Here is a 19,033-nt window from a genome sequence, read left to right on the forward strand (position 1 = left end):
TGCCGCCGCCGGGCGGCAACGGCGAGGCGTGTGAGCTGATGCAGTCCGCGGTCCATCTCGCGCGCCCGGGCCTGCCGCCCAAGATGCGCCGGCGGGCGCAACGGCGGGCGGCGCCCTGGCTTGTCGCCGCCGCCATATCTGTCTCCCTGCTGGCGCTGCTGCCGCTCGCTTTCATCATAGGGATCGCGGTGCAGACCGGCTGGGAGACCGTCTCGGCGCTGATCTTCAGGCCACGTGTCGGCGAACTGCTGGTCAACACCGGCCTGCTGGTGCTGCTGACCGTACCGATCGCCATCACCTTGTCGGTGACGCTGGCCTGGCTGACCGAACGCAGCGACCTGCCCGGCGCCCGGCTCTGGGCCTGGCTCTGCGTGGCGCCGCTCGCCATCCCCGCTTTCGTCCACTCCTATGCCTGGATCTCCATGGTGCCGGGGCTGCACGGCCTGTGGGCAGGCGTGCTGGTGTCCGTCATCGCCTATTTTCCCTTCCTTTACCTGCCGGTATCGGCGGCGCTGCGCCGCCTCGATCCCGCCCTGGAGGATGCCGCGGCGGCACTTGGTCTCGGACCCTGGCGCGTGTTCTGGCGTGTCGTGTTGCCGCAGCTCAGGCTGGCGATTTGCGGCGGCTCGCTGCTGGTCGGACTGCATCTGCTGGCCGAATATGGCCTCTACGTCTTCATCCGCTTCGACACCTTCACCACCGCGATCGTCGACCAGTTCCAGTCGACCTTCAACGGCCCGGCCGCCAACATGCTGGCCGGCGTGCTGGTGACCTGCTGTTTCGTGCTGCTCGGTCTCGAAGTGCTGGTGCGCGGCGAGGAACGTTATGCCCGTGTCGGCTCGGGTGCCGCGCGGTATCAGCAACGCATCGGCCTAGGCCGCGCCACCATCCCGAGCCTTGCCTTGCTCCTCGTCACCACGCTGCTGGCGCTTGGCGTGCCGTTCGTCACCATCGGGCGCTGGCTCCTCGCCGGCGGCGCCGATGTCTGGCGTCTCGACGAGATCGGACTGGCGCTCGGCCAGACGCTGTTCCTGTCCCTTGCCGGGGCGCTGCTTGCCACTGTCGCGGCGATGCCGATGGCCTGGATCTCGATCCGCGCGCCGGGACCGCTGCAGCGTCTTCTGGAGGGATGCAATTACATTGTCGGCTCGCTGCCGGGTGTCGTCATTGCGCTGGCGCTGGTCACCATCACCGTGCGCATCGCCCTGCCGCTCTACCAGACCCTGTTCACCATCCTGGTCGCATATGCCTTGATGTTCCTGCCGCGTGCCCTGGTCAGCCTGCGCGCGTCGATCGCCCAGGCGCCGGTCGAGCTCGAGCGCGCCGCGTCGAGCCTCGGCCGGCGGCCCCTCAACGCGCTGTGGTCGACGACAATCCGCCTGTCGGCGCCGGGTGCGGCGGCCGGCATGGCGCTGGTGGCGCTCGGCATCATGAACGAATTGACCGCGACCCAGATGCTGGCGCCGAACGGCACCCGCACGCTGGCGATGGCGTTCTGGTCCTACAGTAGCGAGATCGATTACGCCTCGGCCGCTCCTTACGCCTTCATCATGGTGGCGATGTCGCTGCCCCTGACCTGGCTGCTCTATGTCCAGTCGAAGCGGATGGCCGGACGATGAGCTTTCTTGAACTCCGCAATCTGCACAAGCATTACGGCCCGGTCGCTGCACTGGCCGGCGTCGACCTGAACGTCGCCAGCGGCAGCCGCACGGCGATCGTAGGACCTTCCGGCTGCGGCAAGACGACCTTGCTGCGGCTGATCGCCGGCTTCGAGGCGCCCGATCAGGGCCGCATCGTGCTCGACGGGCAGGTGCTGGCCAATGGCGGCGCCGCCGTTCCGGCGCATCGCCGCGGCATCGGCGTGGTGGCGCAGGACGGCGCCCTGTTCCCGCATCTGACCATCTCGGACAATATCGGCTTCGGTATGGGACGGGACGATGACAAGCGCGCCGAGCGCATCGTCGAACTTGCCTATATCGTTGGACTGGACAAGGCGATCCTGAAACGCCGCCCGCACGAGCTCTCCGGCGGTCAGCAGCAGCGCGTGGCGCTGGCCCGCGCCATGGCGATGAAGCCGCGGCTGATGCTGCTCGACGAGCCGTTCTCGGCCCTCGACACCGGCCTGCGCGCCTCGATGCGCAAGGCCGTGGCCGAACTTCTGGAGGCGGCCGGCATCACCACCATCCTGGTGACGCACGACCAGGCCGAGGCGCTGTCCTTCGCCAGCCAGGTGGCGGTGATGCGCGATGGAAAATTTTCCCAGGTCGGCACGCCGCGCGAACTTTATCTCAAGCCGAAGGACAGGATGATCGCCGAGTTCCTCGGCGATGCCATCATCCTGCCGGCCAGCGTCTCGGGCGGCTTCGCCAGCTCCCCGCTCGGCCGCATCGCGGTCGATACGCCGGACAGCCGCGATATCGTCCGCATCATGCTGCGGCCGGAACAGATCGGGCTGAAACGCACCTCGCGCGAGGGCATGTCGGGCACATCGGACATGCTGTTCGGCGAGGTGACGGAATCGGAGTTCGCCGGCTCGACATGCACGGTCGCGGTGCGGCTCCTGAACAATTCCGATCCGCCGGACGCCGCCGCCATCGGCGGCACGCCGCTGATCCTGCGCAAATCCGGCATGGACGCTCCGGCGGTCGGCGAGATCGTACGACTGACCGTATCGGGCAAGGCGCATGTCTTCGCTTGAGAGCGACGGCTGAAGGCGCTGAACCCCAGCGAAGTGGCCAGCTCACGCCGTGATGCGTTCGCCGGTTTCCGCTGAATAAATCGGCCATTGCTCGAGAAAATCGCAACCGTGCACCACCACGCACTGGTTGGCGCTGTCGACGAGGATGACGGCGTAGGAAGGCGGCGCCTGTTCGACGATCTCGCTCGATCGGTCGAGGGCAAGCTCGAACCGGGCATGTAGGCCGCGCTGCGCCGAGAACGGAATGCCGGCAACGGTGCCGGCAATGTCGCGATGGACATGGCCGAAGAAGATGTGGCGAACGTTGCCATGGCCCCGCAGCAGGCCGAGCAACCGCTCGGGCTGTTCGAGCGCCAGCGGATCGAGCTGCGGCAGGCCGAGCGCGACCGGCGGATGGTGCAGGAAAACGTAGGCTGGCCTGCCGCCGGATTGTCCCAGCCGGGCTTCGAGCCAGGCGAGCCGGCTGTCGCACAGTTCGCCTTCTATGCGTCCTTCCGCCAGGCAGTCGAGAAACAACAGCACCTCGTTGCCGGTATCGTGGACCGACTGCACGAAGCCGTTTTCGTCGACCGGAATTTCGGGAAACGCGGCCACGAGATTGGCCCGCCGGTCATGGTTGCCCGGCAGCAGCCTGTACGGCATCGACAGCGTGCCAAGCGCAACGCGCAGATCGGCATAGCTCTGCGGCGCACCGGTCTCCGTCAAGTCGCCGGTGAAGACGCAAAGCGCGGCGTCGGGGTGATGCGCATTGATGTGCGCGATGCACCGATCCAGCCGCTGATGCAGGTCCGCCCCATAGCGGCGCTCACCTCGCCGGCCAAGATGCACGTCGGTGACCTGGATGATTTTCATGCGCGTCTCTTGGCTGAGCGTTTGGGAAATCAAAGCGCCGGCTCGGGCACGGAAGCCTTGAAGACATCGAGACGGGTCCCTGTCTCCGACGAGAAGAAGTGCATGTCGTCCGGCGAGATCTTTAGGCCGACGGTGCTGCCGGGTTCGGGATGAACGGCCTCCGAGGTCATCACCGAAAACGGCGCGCCGTCGAGGTCGACATAGATCACCCGCCCCGCACCCAGTTCCTCGACCAGGTCGACAGTCGCATCGAGCGCGCTCGGCGTTCCCGGCGCCACCAGCCGGACGGCTTCCGGCCGGATGCCCATCGCCACCTTCGTACCGACCGGCAGGCCGGCGCGAGCCATGCCCAGGCGCCGGCTGCCGCCGAGCAGCCACAGCCCGTCGAGTTCGACGGTGCCTTCAAGAATGTTCATGGCCGGCGCGCCGACGAAGGTAGCGACGAAGCGGCTGGCCGGGCGGGTGTAGATCTCACCTGGCGTGCCGACCTGTTCGACCCGTCCGCCATTCATCACCACCAGCCGGTCGGCCAGCGTCATCGCCTCGACCTGATCGTGGGTGACGAAGACGGAGGTGGCGTTCAGCCGGCGATGCAGTTTGCGGATTTCCGAGCGCATCTGCACGCGCAGCTTGGCGTCGAGATTGGACAGCGGTTCGTCGAACAGGAAGACTTTCGGTTCGCGGATCATGGCCCGGCCCATGGCGACGCGCTGCCTCTGACCGCCCGAAAGCGCCATCGGCTTGCGGTCGAGCAGCTGCTCGAGCTCAAGCGTGCGGGCCACCGCCTGGATGCGCTGGTTGCGCTCGACCGAGGGAACACCTGATACCTTCAGCGAATAGCCGATGTTCTGCGCCACGCTCATATGCGGATAAAGCGCGTAGTTCTGGAACACCATGGCGCAGCCGCGCTCGCGCGGCTCGAGCTTGTTGACGACGGTCCCGTCGATGGCGATCGTGCCGTCGGAAATCTCTTCCAGCCCGGCGATCATGCGCAGCAAGGTGGACTTGCCGCAGCCGGATGGCCCCAGGATGACGACGAACTCGCCCGATGCGAAGTCGAGGTCGACGCCATGCACGACCTGCGTCTTGGCATAGTTCTTCTTGACGCCGCGTATTGCGATGGAGGCCATTCTTCTGTCTCCCTGTTATTTCTCGGTGGCGATCAGGCCGCGCACGAACCAGCGCTGCATCAACACCACGACAATCATCGGCGGCAGCATGATGATGAGCGTTCCGGCCATGGCGATGTGCCATTCCGGGGCGCCACCGACATTGGGGATCAGCTGCTTGAGCTCGGTCACCGCCATCGCATGCGACTGGTCGGTGGTGATGAGCAGCGGCCACAGATACTGGTTCCAGGCCCACAGGAACATGATGGTGCCGAGCGCGGCCATATTGTTGCGCGACAGCGGCAGCAGCACGTCGATGAAGAACCGCAGCGGCCCGGCACCGTCCATGCGCGCGGCCTCGGTCAACTCGTCCGGCACGGTCAGGAAGAACTGCCGGTAGAGGAACGTTCCGGTCGCGGTGGCGACCAGCGGCAGGATCAGGCCGCTATAGGAATTGAGCAGCCCCAGGCTCAGTGCAACCCGCACGCCCGATACTTTCTCGATCAGCCAGGACAGCCCGGTCAGGTCCAGGATCGTCTGATAGGGCTCGAGCACGTTGGCGACCACGGCGTAGGTCGGCACGATGCGCACTTCGAGCGGCAGCATCAGCGTGATGAAGATCAGCCAGAAGATCAGCATGCGGCCAGGATAGCGGAAGTACACGATCGAGAAGGCGGTGAGCGCCGAGATGATCACTTTGCCCGCCGCGACGCCGAACGCCATGATGAAGCTGTTGAGCAGCTTGGGGCCGAGATCGGCCGTCACCCAAGCCGTCTTGATGTTGACCCAGAAGTCACTGCCCGGCAACAGCGACATCGGCACATCGTTGACGTCCTTGAGATTGTGCGACGCGGCGACCGCCACGATGGCGAACGGCGCGACACAGAAAACGAAGCCGACGAACAGGATCAGATGCGTGAAGAAATTGAGGAACGGGGTGCGTTCGACCATGGTCATCTCACCTGTAGTGCACGCGCCGCTCAATGAAGCGGAACTGGACAATGGTGAGGGCGACGATCAGCACCATCAGGATAATGCTCTGCGCGGCCGCGCCCGAATAGTCGAGGCCTTTGAAGCCGTCCGAGTAGATCTTGTAGACCATCAGGTTGGTGGCGTTCGCCGGTCCGCCTGATGTCATGATGTCGACGATGCCGAAGGAGTCCTGGAAGCTCTCGGTGATATTGATGACGAGCAGGAAGAAGATGGTCGGCGTGATCAGCGGGAACTGGATGTCCCAGAAACGCCTGAGGACACCGGAGCCGTCCATCGCCGCCGCCTCGATCAGGGATCGCGGAATGGCCTGGAACGCCGCGAGGAAGAAGATGAAGTTGTAGCCGACATATTTCCACGAAAAGGCGACGATGATCGAGGCCATGGCATCAGTGCCGTCGAGGCCGGGATCCCAGAAGCCGGGCCAGACCTGGTTGACGACGGCCATGAAGCCGGCTTCCGGCGCCAGGATGAACCGAAATGCCAGCGCCAGCGCTGGCGCGGCGATGCCGTAGGGCCAGATGAGCACCACGCGATACAGCCACGAGCCGGCAAGCTGCCGGTCGGTCAAGGCGGCCAACACCAGCGCGATGAACATCGCCAGGCCGGTGCTGATTGCCGCGAAAATCAGGCTGGCTGTGATCGAGTTCCAGTAATCGGCGTTGGACAGGATCGAGCGGAAATTGTCGAGGCCGACCCAGATGTTGCCGCCGCCCCAGGGCTGCTGCAGCGTCAGCGACCAGTATACCGCCTGGCCGGCCGGCCAGTAGAAGAAGGTGAAGATCAGGAACAGCTGCGGCACCGCGAACAGGATACCGATCGTCCATCTGCTGAAAGTGACGCGTTTTTCCATTGGTCCGCCGACGCCGCTCAAGCGGCTCGCTTGGTGCAAGGTGAGACTAATAACGAAATGGCCGCCCGTCGACCCAAGCATGATCCCGGAAAGTGGAAACCGGTTTCGCGATCATGCTCAACGGGAGTCGCCGGACGGGCCAGTGCATTTCAGCGGATCAGGGCAGCGTCTTGCCCGGATAGGTCTGCTGGAAGCGGTCGAGGATGGCGTCGCCGTTCTTGACCAGCGTGTCGAGACCCTCCTGGACGCTGACCTTGTTGGCGAAGATCGCCTGCATCTGCGTGCCGAACTCGGCGCGGATCTGGGTGAAGTTGCCCAGGCGCACGCCACGGGTGATCTCTGTCGGCTCCGACGCGGTCAGGCTGGCGATCGCGACTTCACGACCCTTGTAGGGCGCCTTGTCGTAGAACCCTTGGGACTTCAGGTATTCGAAGCCCGACTTGGTCACCGGGATGTAGCCGGTGTTGGTCGACCAGAACAAGGCGGTCTTGGGGTCATGGATGAAGTTGAGGAAGGCGGCCGCGCCCTTGTATTCCGCGTCCGACTTGCCGGAAAGTACCCACAGCGAAGCGCCGCCGACGAGCGAGTTCTTGCGCTCGGTGCCGGCATAGACCGGCAGTTCGGCGACATCCCACTTCATGCCTTCCTTCTGCGTGCGGCCGACCGTGCCGTGGTCGCCGACCGAAGTCAGAATGACCTGGCAGGTGCCGGTGGCGAAGGCCTGCACCATGTCCTGGCCGAGATCCTTCGACTTGATCTTGATCAGGCCGGCGTCATACCACTTCTTCAGATCGGTGACGTACTGGACGAACTTGGTCTTGTTGACCTCCAGACGGGCATCGAGACCGTCATAGCCATTGTTCTTGGTGGCGATCGGCTGGTTGTGCAGCGCCGAGAACTGCTCCATCAGCTGCCAGCTTTCATTGGCCGAGATGTTGATCGCCATCGGGCATTCATAGCCGGCGTCCTTCAAGGCCTGGAGATCAGTGGCGACATCTTCCCATGTCTTGGGCGCTTCGGTCTTGCCGATCTTGGCGAAAGCATCCTTGTTCCAGTACATCAGCGGGGTCGAGGAATTGAACGGAAAGGACAGCATCTCGCCCTTCGACGTCGCGTAGTAGCGCGCGATGCCGGGGAAATAGTCGGCGTAGTCGATCTTGTAGCCGTTTTCTTCCATCAGCTTGTCGGCGGGCTTGTAGGCGCCCGACAGCATCATGGTGGCGGTGCCGACGTCGTAGACCTGGACGACGGCGGGCTGCTTTCCGGCGCGGAAGGCGGCGATGGTGTTCTGCAGCGTCGCGTCGTAATTGCCCTGGCTGGTGCAGGTGACTTCATAATCCTTCTGCGACTCGTTGAAGTTCTTGCACAGCGTATCGACGACGCGGGCAAGATCGCCAGAAAGGCCGAACCAGAAATCGAATTTTACCGGTTCCGCGAAGGCAGGAACCGCCACCGCCGTGCTGAGCACGCCTGCGGCAAGGGCAGCGAGGCCCCGCTTGATGATCGTCATGATTTCTTCCCTCTTGAATGACTGTTGACAAGGGTCTGCGCAAGTCCTTGCCCGCTCTCTTAGAGAAGGTATGTGACAGTTCTGTTGTGGCCTCCCGGGCCTGTGGACAGCCGGTCTTTCCTCCCCCTCGGCGGTTGCGCCGGCATGAAAACGTCACACCGGCGCCTTAGGTAGCTAGGGCGGCCGCCGACGACGTAAAGGCCGCCATGATTATCCGGCTAAAGGGATGATGAAATGCTGTTGAAGCAAGCGCCATGAGCCGCTGTTCGCGGCCCTTGCCGAGCGCGGCTATGATTGGCAGGCGGCCAACGACATGGACCTGCCCACCCAGCGCCGACCTGCCGGCATGCCGGTCGGCCGCATCGACTGGTTCTTCACACGCGGCCTCGCGGCCAGCGCGCCGGCGGTCCTTCCGGCGGTGTTGCCGGACGGCAGCCCGAGCTCGGATCATGAAGCCCTGACCGTGACCGTTCGCCTGAAATAGCCGCCATCTTCAAGTCGACGCGGCTGAACCGGTCGGTGCCTTTGCGGCCAGCCTGCGCCACGAAGGCACGCTATGGTTGCAGGCGACTTTATCGATCCTTCAACAGCCAAGCATTAATCAGTCATATTTCTTTTTTTATTTCCTGTGGGCTAGGGGGAAATAAGATGCTGACGGTCTATAACTGCATCGTGCACCAGCACGATCTGCGACTGGTCGCACTGGCAGCGCTGATCTGCGGAATTTCCTGTTTCTCTGCTGTAAACCTGCTTCACCACATCAGCCGCTCGACGGACCGTAACCGGCTGGTCTGGCTGATGATATCGGCGACTTCGACGGGGTTCGGCATCTGGGCAACGCATTTCATTGCCATGCTCGCCTTCACGCCGGGCATCCCCAGCGCTTACGATCCGGGGCTCTCCGTGATCTCGCTCGCCGCCTCGGTCGCATTGACGGCGGCCGGCATGTGGATCGCCACCTTGCGGGACGAGATCGATTACCATCTCGTCGGCGGCGCCATCCTGGGCGGCGGCATCGCAGCCATGCACTACGTCGGCATGGCGGCGTTCGAGGTCCAGGGGCGGATCGAATGGAACCTGATGCTTGTCGCCGTTTCCCTGCTGGCCGGTATGACGCTTGCGGCACTGGCGCTGCATGTCGTGCTGCGCCGCCCTTCCTTGTCAGCGACATCCGCCGGCGCGGTGCTGCTGACGCTGGCTATCTGCACCTTGCATTTCATCGGCATGGGCGCCGTCTCGATCTTTCCCGATTCCTCGATCGTCATATCGCAGTACACGATCGCGCCGACCTCGCAGGCTTTCGCGGCCGCGGCCGCCACCCTGGTGATCCTGGTTCTGTCGGCATCGGCGTTGTGGATCGACCTGCGCTTCCGTCGCCAGAAACTCGAAGTCGACCGCATGCATGGCCTGGCCAATGCAGCCGTGGAAGGCCTGATCGTCTGCGATGGCAGTCGCATCGTCAGCGCCAATGACAGCATGGGCAAGCTGACCGGGACGCCGGCTACGACGCTGAACGGCATGCAACTGGGCGAACTTTTCGACGAACGCGCAGCATCCGATGCGACCAGCCTGGAGGGCCAGCCGCAGGAAGCGGAGCTAAGGAGCCGCGATGGGACGAGAATACCCGTCGAACTGATCGCCAGGAGCATCGATTATTGCGGCAAGCCCCACAATGTCATCGCCGTACGCGACATACGCGAACGCAGGAAGGCGGAGCAGGAGATCCTTCGCCTTGCCCATTTCGATCCGCTGACGGGGCTTGCCAATCGCCGCAGTTTCTCCAGCCGTCTCGACGCGGAAATCGCATCGATGAACCGCGTCGCGACTGCCGACGCAAACATCAAGGGCCGGCATCTTGCGCTCTTGCTGCTCGACCTCGACCGCTTCAAGGAGGTGAACGACCTCTACGGGCACGGCGCCGGCGATGCCATGTTGCAGAAAGTGGCAAGCTGCGCGTCCGGCGTTCTGCGCCACGGCCAGATGCTTGCGCGCCTGGGCGGCGACGAATTCGCCATCATAGCCCCCAATTTGCCCGACCCGCAGGCGGCGGGCCGCATCGCCAATGCGGTACTCGCCGCCATGCGTGAGGAAAACCGGGCAGCGGTCGGTGGCGGGCTGGTCTCGGCCAGCATCGGCATCGCGGTCTATCCGCTCGATGCCGAGGACCAGACCAGCCTGATCAGCCATGCCGATACGGCACTCTATCGCGCCAAGACCGAAGGCAGGGACACGTTTCGCTATTTCGAAGCCTCGATGGGCGCCGAGGCTCGCGACAAGCGCGTGATGGAGCACGAATTGCGCCAGGCCGTCGTGCGCGGTGAATTCTACCTCGTCTACCAGCCCCAGAAGGAGATCAGCAGCGGCAAGATGGTTGGCTTCGAGGCCCTGATCCGCTGGCGCCATCCTGAGCGTGGCGAGGTTTCCCCGGCAACTTTCATTCCGGTGGCCGAGGACAGCGGCGCGATTGGCCAGATCGGGGATTGGGTGCTCGAGGCGGCCTGCGAGGAAGCCGCACGCTGGGAAAACCCGCTGACGGTCGCCGTCAACGTCTCCGCGGTGCAACTCCACAACCCCAATTTCAGCCGCAAGGTCCACGAAACCTTGCTGAAGACTGGCCTTGCCCCGACCAGGCTCGAACTCGAGATCACCGAAACCGCGCTGGTGAAGGACATGCCGCGTGCGCTGGCAACCCTGCGGCAGGTCAAGGCGCTCGGCGTGCGCGTGGCCATGGATGATTTCGGTACCGGCTATTCCTCTCTTTCCAACCTGCGCGCCTTCCCCTTCGACAAGATCAAGATCGATTCCTCCTTCATCAAGGCGGTCGACACGAACGGCCAGGTCGCGGCGATCGTGCGCGCGGTGCTGGGGCTGGGGCGCGGCCTTGGCCTGCCGGTTCTGGCCGAAGGCGTCGAGACGCTTGGCGAGTTGAAGTTCCTTGACGCCGAGGCCTGTGAGATCGGCCAGGGCTACTATCTCGGCAAGCCGGCGCCGATCGAGGCGTTCGACGACCTGACCGGCCACGGCAAGCCCGCTCCGGTGCGTGCAGGCCGCCGGGATGGCAGCCTCGTGCTGCTCAAGCCGAGCGTGCGCTCGGCTTAAAGCGCGACATGCGTTGGCTCACGACCCGAGCGCCGTCTCGACCAACCGCTTGGCGTCCGGCCCGGACCATTCGGCCGGACCGTTCATATGGGCGATCAGGCAGCCTTCGCCGTCGATCAGCATGGTGACGGGCAGGCCGAGCGCCAGACCGCGCGTCTTGAGGTCGTTGAACAGCGTCATCGTCGAATCCCGGTAGTAGCCGAGCGTGTGCACACCGGTATCGGCGAGAAACTTCTTCGGCTTCACATCGTCGCCGGCATCGACGTTGACGGCGACGACCTGAAAGGCGTCGCTGCCTTTCTCCTTTTGCAGCGCATCGAGCGCCGGCATTTCGGCACGGCACGGCGCGCACCATGTCGCCCAGAGATTGAGCAGCACCGTCTTGCCAGGATGGTCGGCGATGGTCATCGGCTTGCCGTCCGGCCCGTTGAAGGCGAGGCTCCTCATCGACTGCGGCGGATCGGCCGGCAAAAGTGCCGCGACCTCACCGGTGGCCGCGGCCGCCACCTTCTTGGCGCGATCGCTCTTGGCGGCGCAGGCGACGTCGTCCTTGCTGTCGCCGGCGGCCACCTGCGCCGGTGCGTTGTTGCCAGACCGGCTCTCGCTGACATATACCGCGACCGCGCCGGCCAGCGCTCCCGCCACCAGGGCGGCGAGGATCAGGCGCGGGGCCGGGAAAAATCTGTTTCCGTCTGCCATTTTCTCAAAACTGCTCCGAAGCACGGGTTTTATAGCGATGAGCGACAAGAAGACCAGCAACCAGATGTGGGGCGGACGATTTGCCTCGGGTCCGGCCGCGATCATGGAAGCCATCAACGCGTCGATCTCGTTCGACCGCAAACTCTACGCGCAGGATATTCGCGGTTCGATCGCCCATAGCGAGATGCTGGCGCAGACGGGCATTATTTCGGCTGCCGATCAAGAAAAAATCGCTCACGGCCTGAACACGATCCTGAAAGAGATCGAAGCTGGCACGTTCGAGTTCTCGACCAGGCTGGAAGACATCCACATGAATGTCGAGGCCCGGCTCGCCGACCTGATCGGCTCGGCGGCCGGCCGGTTGCATACCGCCCGCTCGCGCAACGACCAGGTGGCGGTCGATCTGAGGCTCTGGGTCAAGGACGAGTGTTTTCGCGTCGCCGAGGCGTTGAAGGGGTTGATCGGGGCGCTGCTGGAACGCGCCGGGGAGCATGCGGCGACCGTGATGCCGGGCTTTACCCATATGCAGGCAGCACAGCCGGTGACCTTCGGCCACCATTGCATGGCCTATGTCGAGATGTTTTCGCGCGACCTGTCGCGCGTGCGCGACGCCATCGAACGGATGGACGAGAGCCCACTCGGCGCCGCCGCCCTTGCCGGCACCAGCTTCCCGATCGACCGTCACCAGACCGCCAGGGCGCTCGGTTTCCGCGAGCCGATGCGCAATTCGCTGGACAGCGTCTCCGACCGCGATTTCGCGCTGGAGTTCCTCGCCATGGCCGCGATCTGCGCCACCCATCTGTCACGGCTGGCGGAAGAGATCATCATCTGGTCGACGCCGCAATTCGGCTTCATCAGGCTGTCGGATAGCTTTTCCACCGGCTCTTCGATCATGCCGCAGAAGAAGAACCCCGACGCCGCCGAACTGGTGCGCGGCAAGACCGGCCGCATCAATGGCCATCTGGTCGGCCTGCTGACGGTCATGAAGGGCATGCCTTTGACCTATGGCAAGGACATGCAGGAAGACAAGGAATCGGTCTTCGACGCCGCCGAGACGCTCGACCTGATGCTGGCCGCGATGACCGGTATGGTCTCGGACATGACGGTCAATGCGGCCGCGATGAAGAAGGCAGCCGGCTCCGGCCACGCCACCGCCACCGACCTCGCCGACTGGCTGGTCCGCACCTTGGGCCTGCCGTTCCGCGAAGCCCATCATGTCACCGGACGCGCAGTGGCACTGGCCGAAGACAAGAAGGTGAGCCTGGAGAAGCTTGCGCTGGAGGATCTGCAATCGATCAACCCGGGCATCACTTCCGATATATTCTCGGTGCTGGCGGTGCAGAACTCGGTCAAGAGCCGCACCAGCTTCGGCGGCACCGCGCCGTCGGAAGTGAGGAAGCAGATCCGCGCCTGGAAAAAGCGTATCGCCAAGGCGTGATCCCGGATATTGCGATCAGCAATATCCCGATGTTGCGACCAGAAATATCCCGATGTTGCGATCGGCAATATCCGGGGTGCAATACGTTGAGAACTCGGCTAAAAGCGGCGGCTGGCAAACGTTTCGGACGGATGGATCGATGACCGGAAGCAGGATTTTGGTAACGCTGACGCTGCTTGCGGCGCTTGCCTCCGTGACCGCCTGCGGCCGCAAGGCCGGCCTCGATACGCCGTATGAGGCGGCTGTCCAGGCGCGCAAGGATGCCGAGAAGGCCCACCAGCCCGTGCCGCCGGAACCGGAAAAACCGGTCGTGGACAAGAAGTTCATCCTCGACCCGCTGATCTAGCGCCCGCCAACTTCCGGAACCACTCTCGTGAACCATTTCGACTACCGCGACGGCGTGCTGCATGCCGAGGACGTGGCAATCCCTGATATCGCCGCACAGGTCGGCACGCCGTTCTACTGTTACTCGACGGCGACCCTGACCAGGCACTACCGTGTCTTCGTCAAGGCCTTTGCCGGGCTCGACGCGCTGGTCTGCTACGCCATGAAGGCCAATTCCAACCAGGCCGTGCTGCGGACCCTGGCCAAGCTCGGCGCCGGCGCCGACGTGGTCTCGGAAGGCGAATTGCGCCGGGCACTGGCCGCCGGCGTCCCGGCCAGCAAGATCCTGTTTTCCGGTGTCGGCAAGACGGCGCGTGAAATGGACTTTGCGCTCGAAGCTGGCATCCTTTGCTTCAACGTCGAATCCGAGCCGGAGCTCGAACTCCTGTCGGCCCGCGCCTCGGCTCTCGGCAAGGTGGCGCCCGTGTCGCTGCGCATCAATCCCGATGTCGACGCCAGGACCCACAAGAAGATCTCAACCGGCAAGGCCGAGAACAAGTTCGGCATTCCGTGGCAGCGGGCGCGCCAGGTCTATGCCCGCGCGGCAACGCTTCCCGGCATCAAGATCACCGGCATCGATACCCATATCGGCAGCCAGATCACCGAACTGCAGCCTTTCGACGACGCCTTCGCTTTGCTGGTCGACCTGGTCGGCGCGCTGCGCGCCGACGGACATGCGATAGAGCATGTCGATCTCGGCGGCGGCCTCGGCATTCCCTATCGCGTCGACAACAACCCTCCCCCCTTGCCCGACGCCTATGCCCAGGTCGTCCGCAAGCATGTCACCAAGTTGGGCATGAAGGTGATGTTCGAGCCGGGCCGGCTGATCGTTGGCAATGCCGGCATCCTGGTCTCGGAAGTGATTTTCGTGAAGGAAGGCGACGCCAAGAACTTCCTCGTCGTCGACGCCGCCATGAATGACCTGATCAGGCCGACGCTCTACGATGCTTTTCACGAGATCAGGCCGGTCGTGCAGCCGCCGGCCGACACGCCGCGCATGATGGTCGATGTGGTCGGCCAGGTCTGCGAGACCGGTGACTATCTCGGCCTCGACCGCGACCTGCCGAGGCTGAAGGCGGGCGATCTCGTCGCCGTTTCCACTGCCGGCGCCTATGGCGCGGTCCAGGCCGGCACCTACAACACACGCCTGCTGGTGCCGGAGGTGCTGGTCGACGGCGACCGTTTCCATGTCGTTCGTCCGCGCCTGACCTATGACGAACTGATCGGGCTGGATTCGGTGCCGGACTGGCTTGCATAGAAGCCGCCTTGGCCGCGATGCTATAGCCGGTTCTGGATGAGCGCCCTTGTGTCGGCGATCCTGTCCTCGTCACGGCGGTAGAAGGTCCATTGCTTGATGCGCTTGGTTCTGAGCAAGCCGGCCTGGGTAAGCACACGCATATGCTCGGAAAGCGTCGCCTGCGTGATGCCGAGCTTCTCGGCGATCAGCAGCGCGCAGACGCCGTCCTCGACCAGATCGCCATCCGCCTGTGCCCGGAAATGCGCACGCGGATCCTTGAGCCAATCAAGAATCTGTAGCCTGCGTTCGTTGGCGATCGCCTTGAAGACATCAACCTCTTGCATTTAGCCATTTTGCCAAGTTACTAATTGCTGTCAATCCCGAGGAGATTTTGATGTCGCAGGGCAACACCGTCACACGCGAACGCATTGCCGCGATGGAACCGCGTATCCGCCCTTATGTCAGGCACACGCCGGTGCTGCGCATCGACATGGCCGACTTCGACCGGCCGCCACTGGCGGTCGACCTCAAGCTCGAATGCCTGCAGCATTCCGGCTCGTTCAAGGCGCGCGGCGCCTTCACCAACCTTCTGGAGCGGCCGGTTCCCGACGCCGGCGTCGTTGCCGCGTCGGGCGGCAACCACGGCGCCGCTGTCGCCTACGCCGCCATGCGGCTTGGGCACAAGGCGACCATCTTCGTTCCCGAAGTGAGCCCGCAGGCCAAGCTGGACCGCATTCGCGGCTATGGCGCCGACCTCGTCGTCGGCGGTGCCCGCTATGCCGAAGCGCTGGCCGCCAGCGAACGTTTCGCCGAGGAAACCGGCGCCCTGCAGATCCACGCCTTCAACCAGGAGGAAACGTTGATCGGCCAGGGCACGCTCGGGCTCGAGATCGAAAGCGATCTGCCTGAGATCGACACGCTGCTGGTCGCCGTCGGCGGCGGCGGCCTGATCGGCGGTATCGCCGCCTGGTATGCCGGCCGCATCCGCATCGTCGCCGTCGAGCCCGAGGGCGCGCCGACGCTTCATCGCGCCTTCGAGGCCGGCCGTCCGGTCGACGCGCCGGCCGAAGGCATCGCCGCCGATTCGCTGGCGCCAAAGCGCGTCGGCGAAATGATGTTCCCGATCGCCGAAGCCTTCGTGGAACGCTCCATCCTGGTCAGCGATGACGACATCATCGCCGCCCAGAAAGCGCTCTGGAACCGCGTGCGCATCATCTCGGAACCAGGTGGGGCCGCCGCCTTCGCCGCGATCCTGTCCGGCCGCTACGCGCCGACGCCGGGCGAACGGGTGGCCGTGCTGGTCTGTGGCGCCAACGCAAACCCCGCCAATTTCTGATCGCAACCAATTCGGCCGGCTTCACGTTTTCTCAAACCGCCTCGCCTTTGCCGTGTTTGCTGGTATTCTTCGAGTCGTGAGGCTTGGGCTATCCTGCCCCGCCCGATGGCATGGTCCCGAAAACTCGAATCCGGTTTTCGGAACAGATCATGCTCAAGGAAATAGAGCCCCTTCCCGGGCCTTCGGGATGGAACCGGCTCTGGGAAGGGCCGATGACGCAACGACCCATCTTCAGCAACGACCGCGGCCTGGCCGGACGCCTTGCCTTGAGCCGGCTGGCGACGCGGATCGCGATGACGGTCGAGCGTGGCTGGCCGCTGCTGCTCCCGCTCGTCGTTGTCGCCGCTCTCTTCCTCAGCGCCTCCTGGTTCGGCATTTTCCCCAGGCTGCCCGATGTGGTGCGCATCGGCCTTGTCGCCCTGTTCGGCCTGGCAGGATTGGCCGCGCTCTACCCGCTGCGCTTTTTCCGCATGCCTGGCACCGCCGAGGTCGATCGCCGCATCGAGGCCGCCAACAAACTGCTGCACAGCCCCGTACAGGTGCAGAGCGACCGGCCCAGCGGCCAGGAAAGCAGCTTTTCGCAGGCGCTCTGGCGCGAGCACCAGAAGCGCATGGCTGGAAAGCTCGACAGTCTCGGCGCCGACCTGCCACGCACGCGCGTGCCGGAGCGCGACCCCTGGGGACTTCGCGCCGTGGCGGCGCTGCTGCTCGTCACCGCCTTTGCCTTCTCCTTCGGGCCGACCGGCGGCAGGATAGCAGACGGTTTCAGCGCACATGGCACGCTCGACGCCGTGCCGCCGCGCATCGACGCCTGGGTGACGCCGCCGGCCTATACCGGCAAGCCGCCGATCTTCCTGACCGCCGACGCCAACCAGGCGACGCCAACTTTCCACGTCCCCGAGGGTAGCGACGTCTCCTTGCGCGTCACCGGAGGCTCGGGCGAGGAAACGCTTGCCTATGCTGACCAGGACGGCAACGCCCGCGCCATCGACCCGGCCAGCCCGCAAGCCGCCGCCACGGCCAAACCGGCCGCAAGCCCGGCACCGTCCAAGGTGCGCCAATTCACCGGCAAGCTGACTGGCGATGGCATGCTGACGCTGAAATCGGGCGACGACCAGCTTGGCCGCTGGGCCTTCGCCGTGATCCCTGACAAGCCGCCGCAGATCCGCTTCGTCGGCGAGCCCAAGCGCGCCGCCAACGGCGCCTTCGAGCTCAACTACCAGATCGACGATGACTATGGCGCCGCCACCGCCAAGGCGGTCTTCGCGCTGGCCGATCCGCAGGCGCCAGGTGCGCATCCGCTCTATGGTCCGCCCGACATGCCGCTGACGCTGCCGCGCCGCGGCGGCAAGTCGAATGCCGCCCGGACCACGAAGGATCTGACCGAGCATGTCTGGGCCGGCGGCAGCATCAAGCTGACGCTGGTCGCCACCGACGACGCCGGACACACCGCGTCCAGCGAAACCAAGACGCTCTCGATGCCCGAGCGGCCATTCGCCAACCCGCTGGCGCGCGCCGTGATCGAACAGCGCCGCCTGCTCGCGCTCGACGCCAATGCCAGGCCGCGCGTGCTCGACCTGATGGACGCCATCACGCTGCGGCCTGAAGACACGTTCGACAACATGTCCCACTACCTCGCCATCATGAGCGCGATGAGCCGGCTGAAACTGGCCGGGAACGATGATCAGCTGCGCGGCGAGGTCGCCTATCTCTGGGAAATCGCGCTCGGCATCGAGGAGGGCAATCTATCGGCCGCCGAAAAGCGGCTGCGCCAGGCGCAGCAGGCGCTCCAGGACGCCATCAAGAACGGCGCCAGCGACGCCGAGATCGAGAAGGCGATGAAGGAACTGCGCGAGGCGATGAACCAGTTCCTGCAGGAATTCGCCGAACGCGCCAAGCAGAACCCGAATGCGCCGCAGATGCAGCAGAACGGCCAGGAACTGCGCCAGAGCGACATCGACCGCATGATGGACCAGATCGAGAACCTGGCGAAGTCGGGCGACCGCGACAAGGCGCAGCAATTGCTGTCGCAACTGCAGGACATGATGAACAACCTCCAGGCCGGCCGCCAGCAGCAGGGCGGTGAGCAGGACAGCCAGATGCGCCAGCAGATGGACAAGCTCGGCGAGATTTTGCGGCGCCAGCAGGAGATGATGAACGACACGTTCCGCATGGACCAGATGCAGCGCGGCGAGCGACAGCGTGGCAAGAATCGCGACGAGCAGCTCGGCGAAGGCAGCGGCGAGAACCAGGACAAGCCAGGGGTTGGCGAGGACCGCGATCCGCTCGCCAGGCAAAAGCCGATGACGCCGCAGGAATTCGCCGATGCGCTGAAGCAGTTGCAAGAAGGCCAGGGGCAGCTGAAAAGCGATCTCGAACAGCTGAAGAAGGGCCTCGAAGGCATGGGCATGGAGCCCAATGAAGGATTTGGCGAAGCCGGCAAGTCCATGGGCAGCGCCGAGCAGGCGCTTGGCGAGGGTCAGGGCGACGAGGCCGTCGGCCACCAGGGCCGGGCGCTCGAGGCGCTGCGCAAGGGCGCCAAGGACATGATGAAGCAGATGCAGGCCATGCAGGGCGACCAGGGCGGCAGCCAGGAAGGTGGCCGTCAGCAGGACGCCGACCGTGACCCGCTCGGCCGGCCGCGCGCCAGCCAGGGTCCCGATTTCGGCGATTCGGTGAAAGTGCCCGATGAGATCGACGTGCAGCGCGCGCGCCAGATCCTGGAAGCGATCCGCAAGCGGCTCGGAAACGCGCTCAGCCCCGATATCGAGCGCAGCTATCTGGAACGGTTGCTGGAACTGAAATAGTAAACGGCGGAGCAACCGAAG

Annotated in this window: 16 protein-coding genes; 9 read left to right on the forward strand and 7 right to left on the reverse strand. The window is 64.6% G+C overall.

The window, feature by feature from the left end:
* Positions 1–38: 38 nt before the first annotated feature.
* On the forward strand, positions 39–1,619 hold the full coding sequence (locus EN861_RS31780; protein ID WP_189343784.1) for an iron ABC transporter permease: 1,581 nt from the start codon (positions 39–41) through the stop codon (positions 1,617–1,619).
* Complete coding sequence (locus EN861_RS31785; protein WP_135867548.1) at positions 1,616–2,698, forward strand: ABC transporter ATP-binding protein; 1,083 nt, start codon at positions 1,616–1,618, stop codon at positions 2,696–2,698. Before EN861_RS31780 ends, EN861_RS31785 begins: the two co-directional genes overlap by 4 nt.
* Positions 2,699–2,740: 42 nt before the next feature.
* Here the strand turns inward: EN861_RS31785 and EN861_RS31790 are convergent, their stop codons facing one another.
* From EN861_RS31790 to EN861_RS31810, 5 genes are all read right to left on the reverse strand, one after another.
* Positions 2,741–3,550 (reverse strand): phosphodiesterase, encoded by an 810-nt coding sequence (locus EN861_RS31790; RefSeq protein WP_135867549.1) that lies wholly within the window; start codon positions 3,548–3,550, stop codon positions 2,741–2,743.
* 29 nt (positions 3,551–3,579) lie between these two features.
* Positions 3,580–4,680 carry a sn-glycerol-3-phosphate import ATP-binding protein UgpC gene (locus tag EN861_RS31795; RefSeq protein WP_135867550.1) on the reverse strand — a complete coding sequence of 367 codons (1,101 nt, stop codon included), beginning with the start codon at positions 4,678–4,680 and terminating at the stop codon, positions 3,580–3,582.
* Positions 4,681–4,695: 15 nt separating this feature from the next.
* Positions 4,696–5,610 (reverse strand): ABC transporter permease subunit, encoded by a 915-nt coding sequence (locus EN861_RS31800; protein WP_135867551.1) that lies wholly within the window; start codon positions 5,608–5,610, stop codon positions 4,696–4,698.
* Positions 5,611–5,617: 7 nt separating this feature from the next.
* Positions 5,618–6,502: a sugar ABC transporter permease gene (locus EN861_RS31805; RefSeq protein ID WP_135867552.1), complete on the reverse strand. Its 885-nt coding sequence runs from the start codon at positions 6,500–6,502 to the stop codon at positions 5,618–5,620.
* Positions 6,503–6,659: 157 nt separating this feature from the next.
* Positions 6,660–8,012 (reverse strand): extracellular solute-binding protein, encoded by a 1,353-nt coding sequence (locus tag EN861_RS31810; RefSeq protein WP_127279191.1) that lies wholly within the window; start codon positions 8,010–8,012, stop codon positions 6,660–6,662.
* A 313-nt stretch (positions 8,013–8,325) separates the two neighbouring features.
* On the opposite strand from EN861_RS31810, the gene EN861_RS31815 reads away from it, so the two are divergent.
* Both EN861_RS31815 and EN861_RS31820 read left to right on the forward strand, forming a co-directional pair.
* On the forward strand, positions 8,326–8,496 hold the full coding sequence (locus tag EN861_RS31815; RefSeq protein WP_245511774.1) for a hypothetical protein: 171 nt from the start codon (positions 8,326–8,328) through the stop codon (positions 8,494–8,496).
* Between the two features lie 164 nt (positions 8,497–8,660).
* Positions 8,661–11,111, forward strand: a complete 2,451-nt coding sequence (locus EN861_RS31820; RefSeq protein WP_135867553.1) for an EAL domain-containing protein — start codon at positions 8,661–8,663, stop codon at positions 11,109–11,111.
* A gap of 18 nt (positions 11,112–11,129) precedes the next feature.
* Here EN861_RS31820 and EN861_RS31825 read toward each other — a convergent pair whose 3' ends face one another.
* On the reverse strand, positions 11,130–11,810 hold the full coding sequence (locus tag EN861_RS31825; protein ID WP_135867554.1) for a TlpA disulfide reductase family protein: 681 nt from the start codon (positions 11,808–11,810) through the stop codon (positions 11,130–11,132).
* A 37-nt stretch (positions 11,811–11,847) separates the two neighbouring features.
* On the opposite strand from EN861_RS31825, the gene argH reads away from it, so the two are divergent.
* From argH to lysA, 3 genes are all read left to right on the forward strand, one after another.
* The gene (gene argH / locus EN861_RS31830; protein WP_135867555.1) at positions 11,848–13,248 is read left to right on the forward strand and encodes an argininosuccinate lyase; all 1,401 of its coding nucleotides are present in this window, start codon (positions 11,848–11,850) and stop codon (positions 13,246–13,248) included.
* A 139-nt stretch (positions 13,249–13,387) separates the two neighbouring features.
* A complete protein-coding gene (locus tag EN861_RS31835) occupies positions 13,388–13,594 on the forward strand; it encodes a lipoprotein (RefSeq protein ID WP_015315543.1) in 207 nt (68 codons plus the stop codon).
* A 27-nt stretch (positions 13,595–13,621) separates the two neighbouring features.
* Entirely contained in the window at positions 13,622–14,890 is a 1,269-nt protein-coding gene (gene lysA / locus EN861_RS31840; RefSeq protein WP_135867556.1) for a diaminopimelate decarboxylase, read from the forward strand.
* 20 nt (positions 14,891–14,910) lie between these two features.
* On the opposite strand, the gene EN861_RS31845 is transcribed toward lysA, so the two are convergent.
* A complete protein-coding gene (locus EN861_RS31845) occupies positions 14,911–15,213 on the reverse strand; it encodes a metalloregulator ArsR/SmtB family transcription factor (protein WP_127279851.1) in 303 nt (100 codons plus the stop codon).
* 50 nt (positions 15,214–15,263) lie between these two features.
* On the opposite strand from EN861_RS31845, the gene EN861_RS31850 reads away from it, so the two are divergent.
* Entirely contained in the window at positions 15,264–16,205 is a 942-nt protein-coding gene (locus EN861_RS31850; RefSeq protein ID WP_127279852.1) for a threonine/serine dehydratase, read from the forward strand.
* A 212-nt stretch (positions 16,206–16,417) separates the two neighbouring features.
* Positions 16,418–19,012, forward strand: a complete 2,595-nt coding sequence (locus tag EN861_RS31855) for a TIGR02302 family protein (protein ID WP_135867557.1) — start codon at positions 16,418–16,420, stop codon at positions 19,010–19,012.
* Positions 19,013–19,033 lie beyond the last annotated feature (21 nt).

Origin of the sequence: Mesorhizobium sp. M8A.F.Ca.ET.218.01.1.1 (assembly GCF_004791165.1) — a bacterium.
GTDB lineage: Bacteria > Pseudomonadota > Alphaproteobacteria > Rhizobiales > Rhizobiaceae > Mesorhizobium.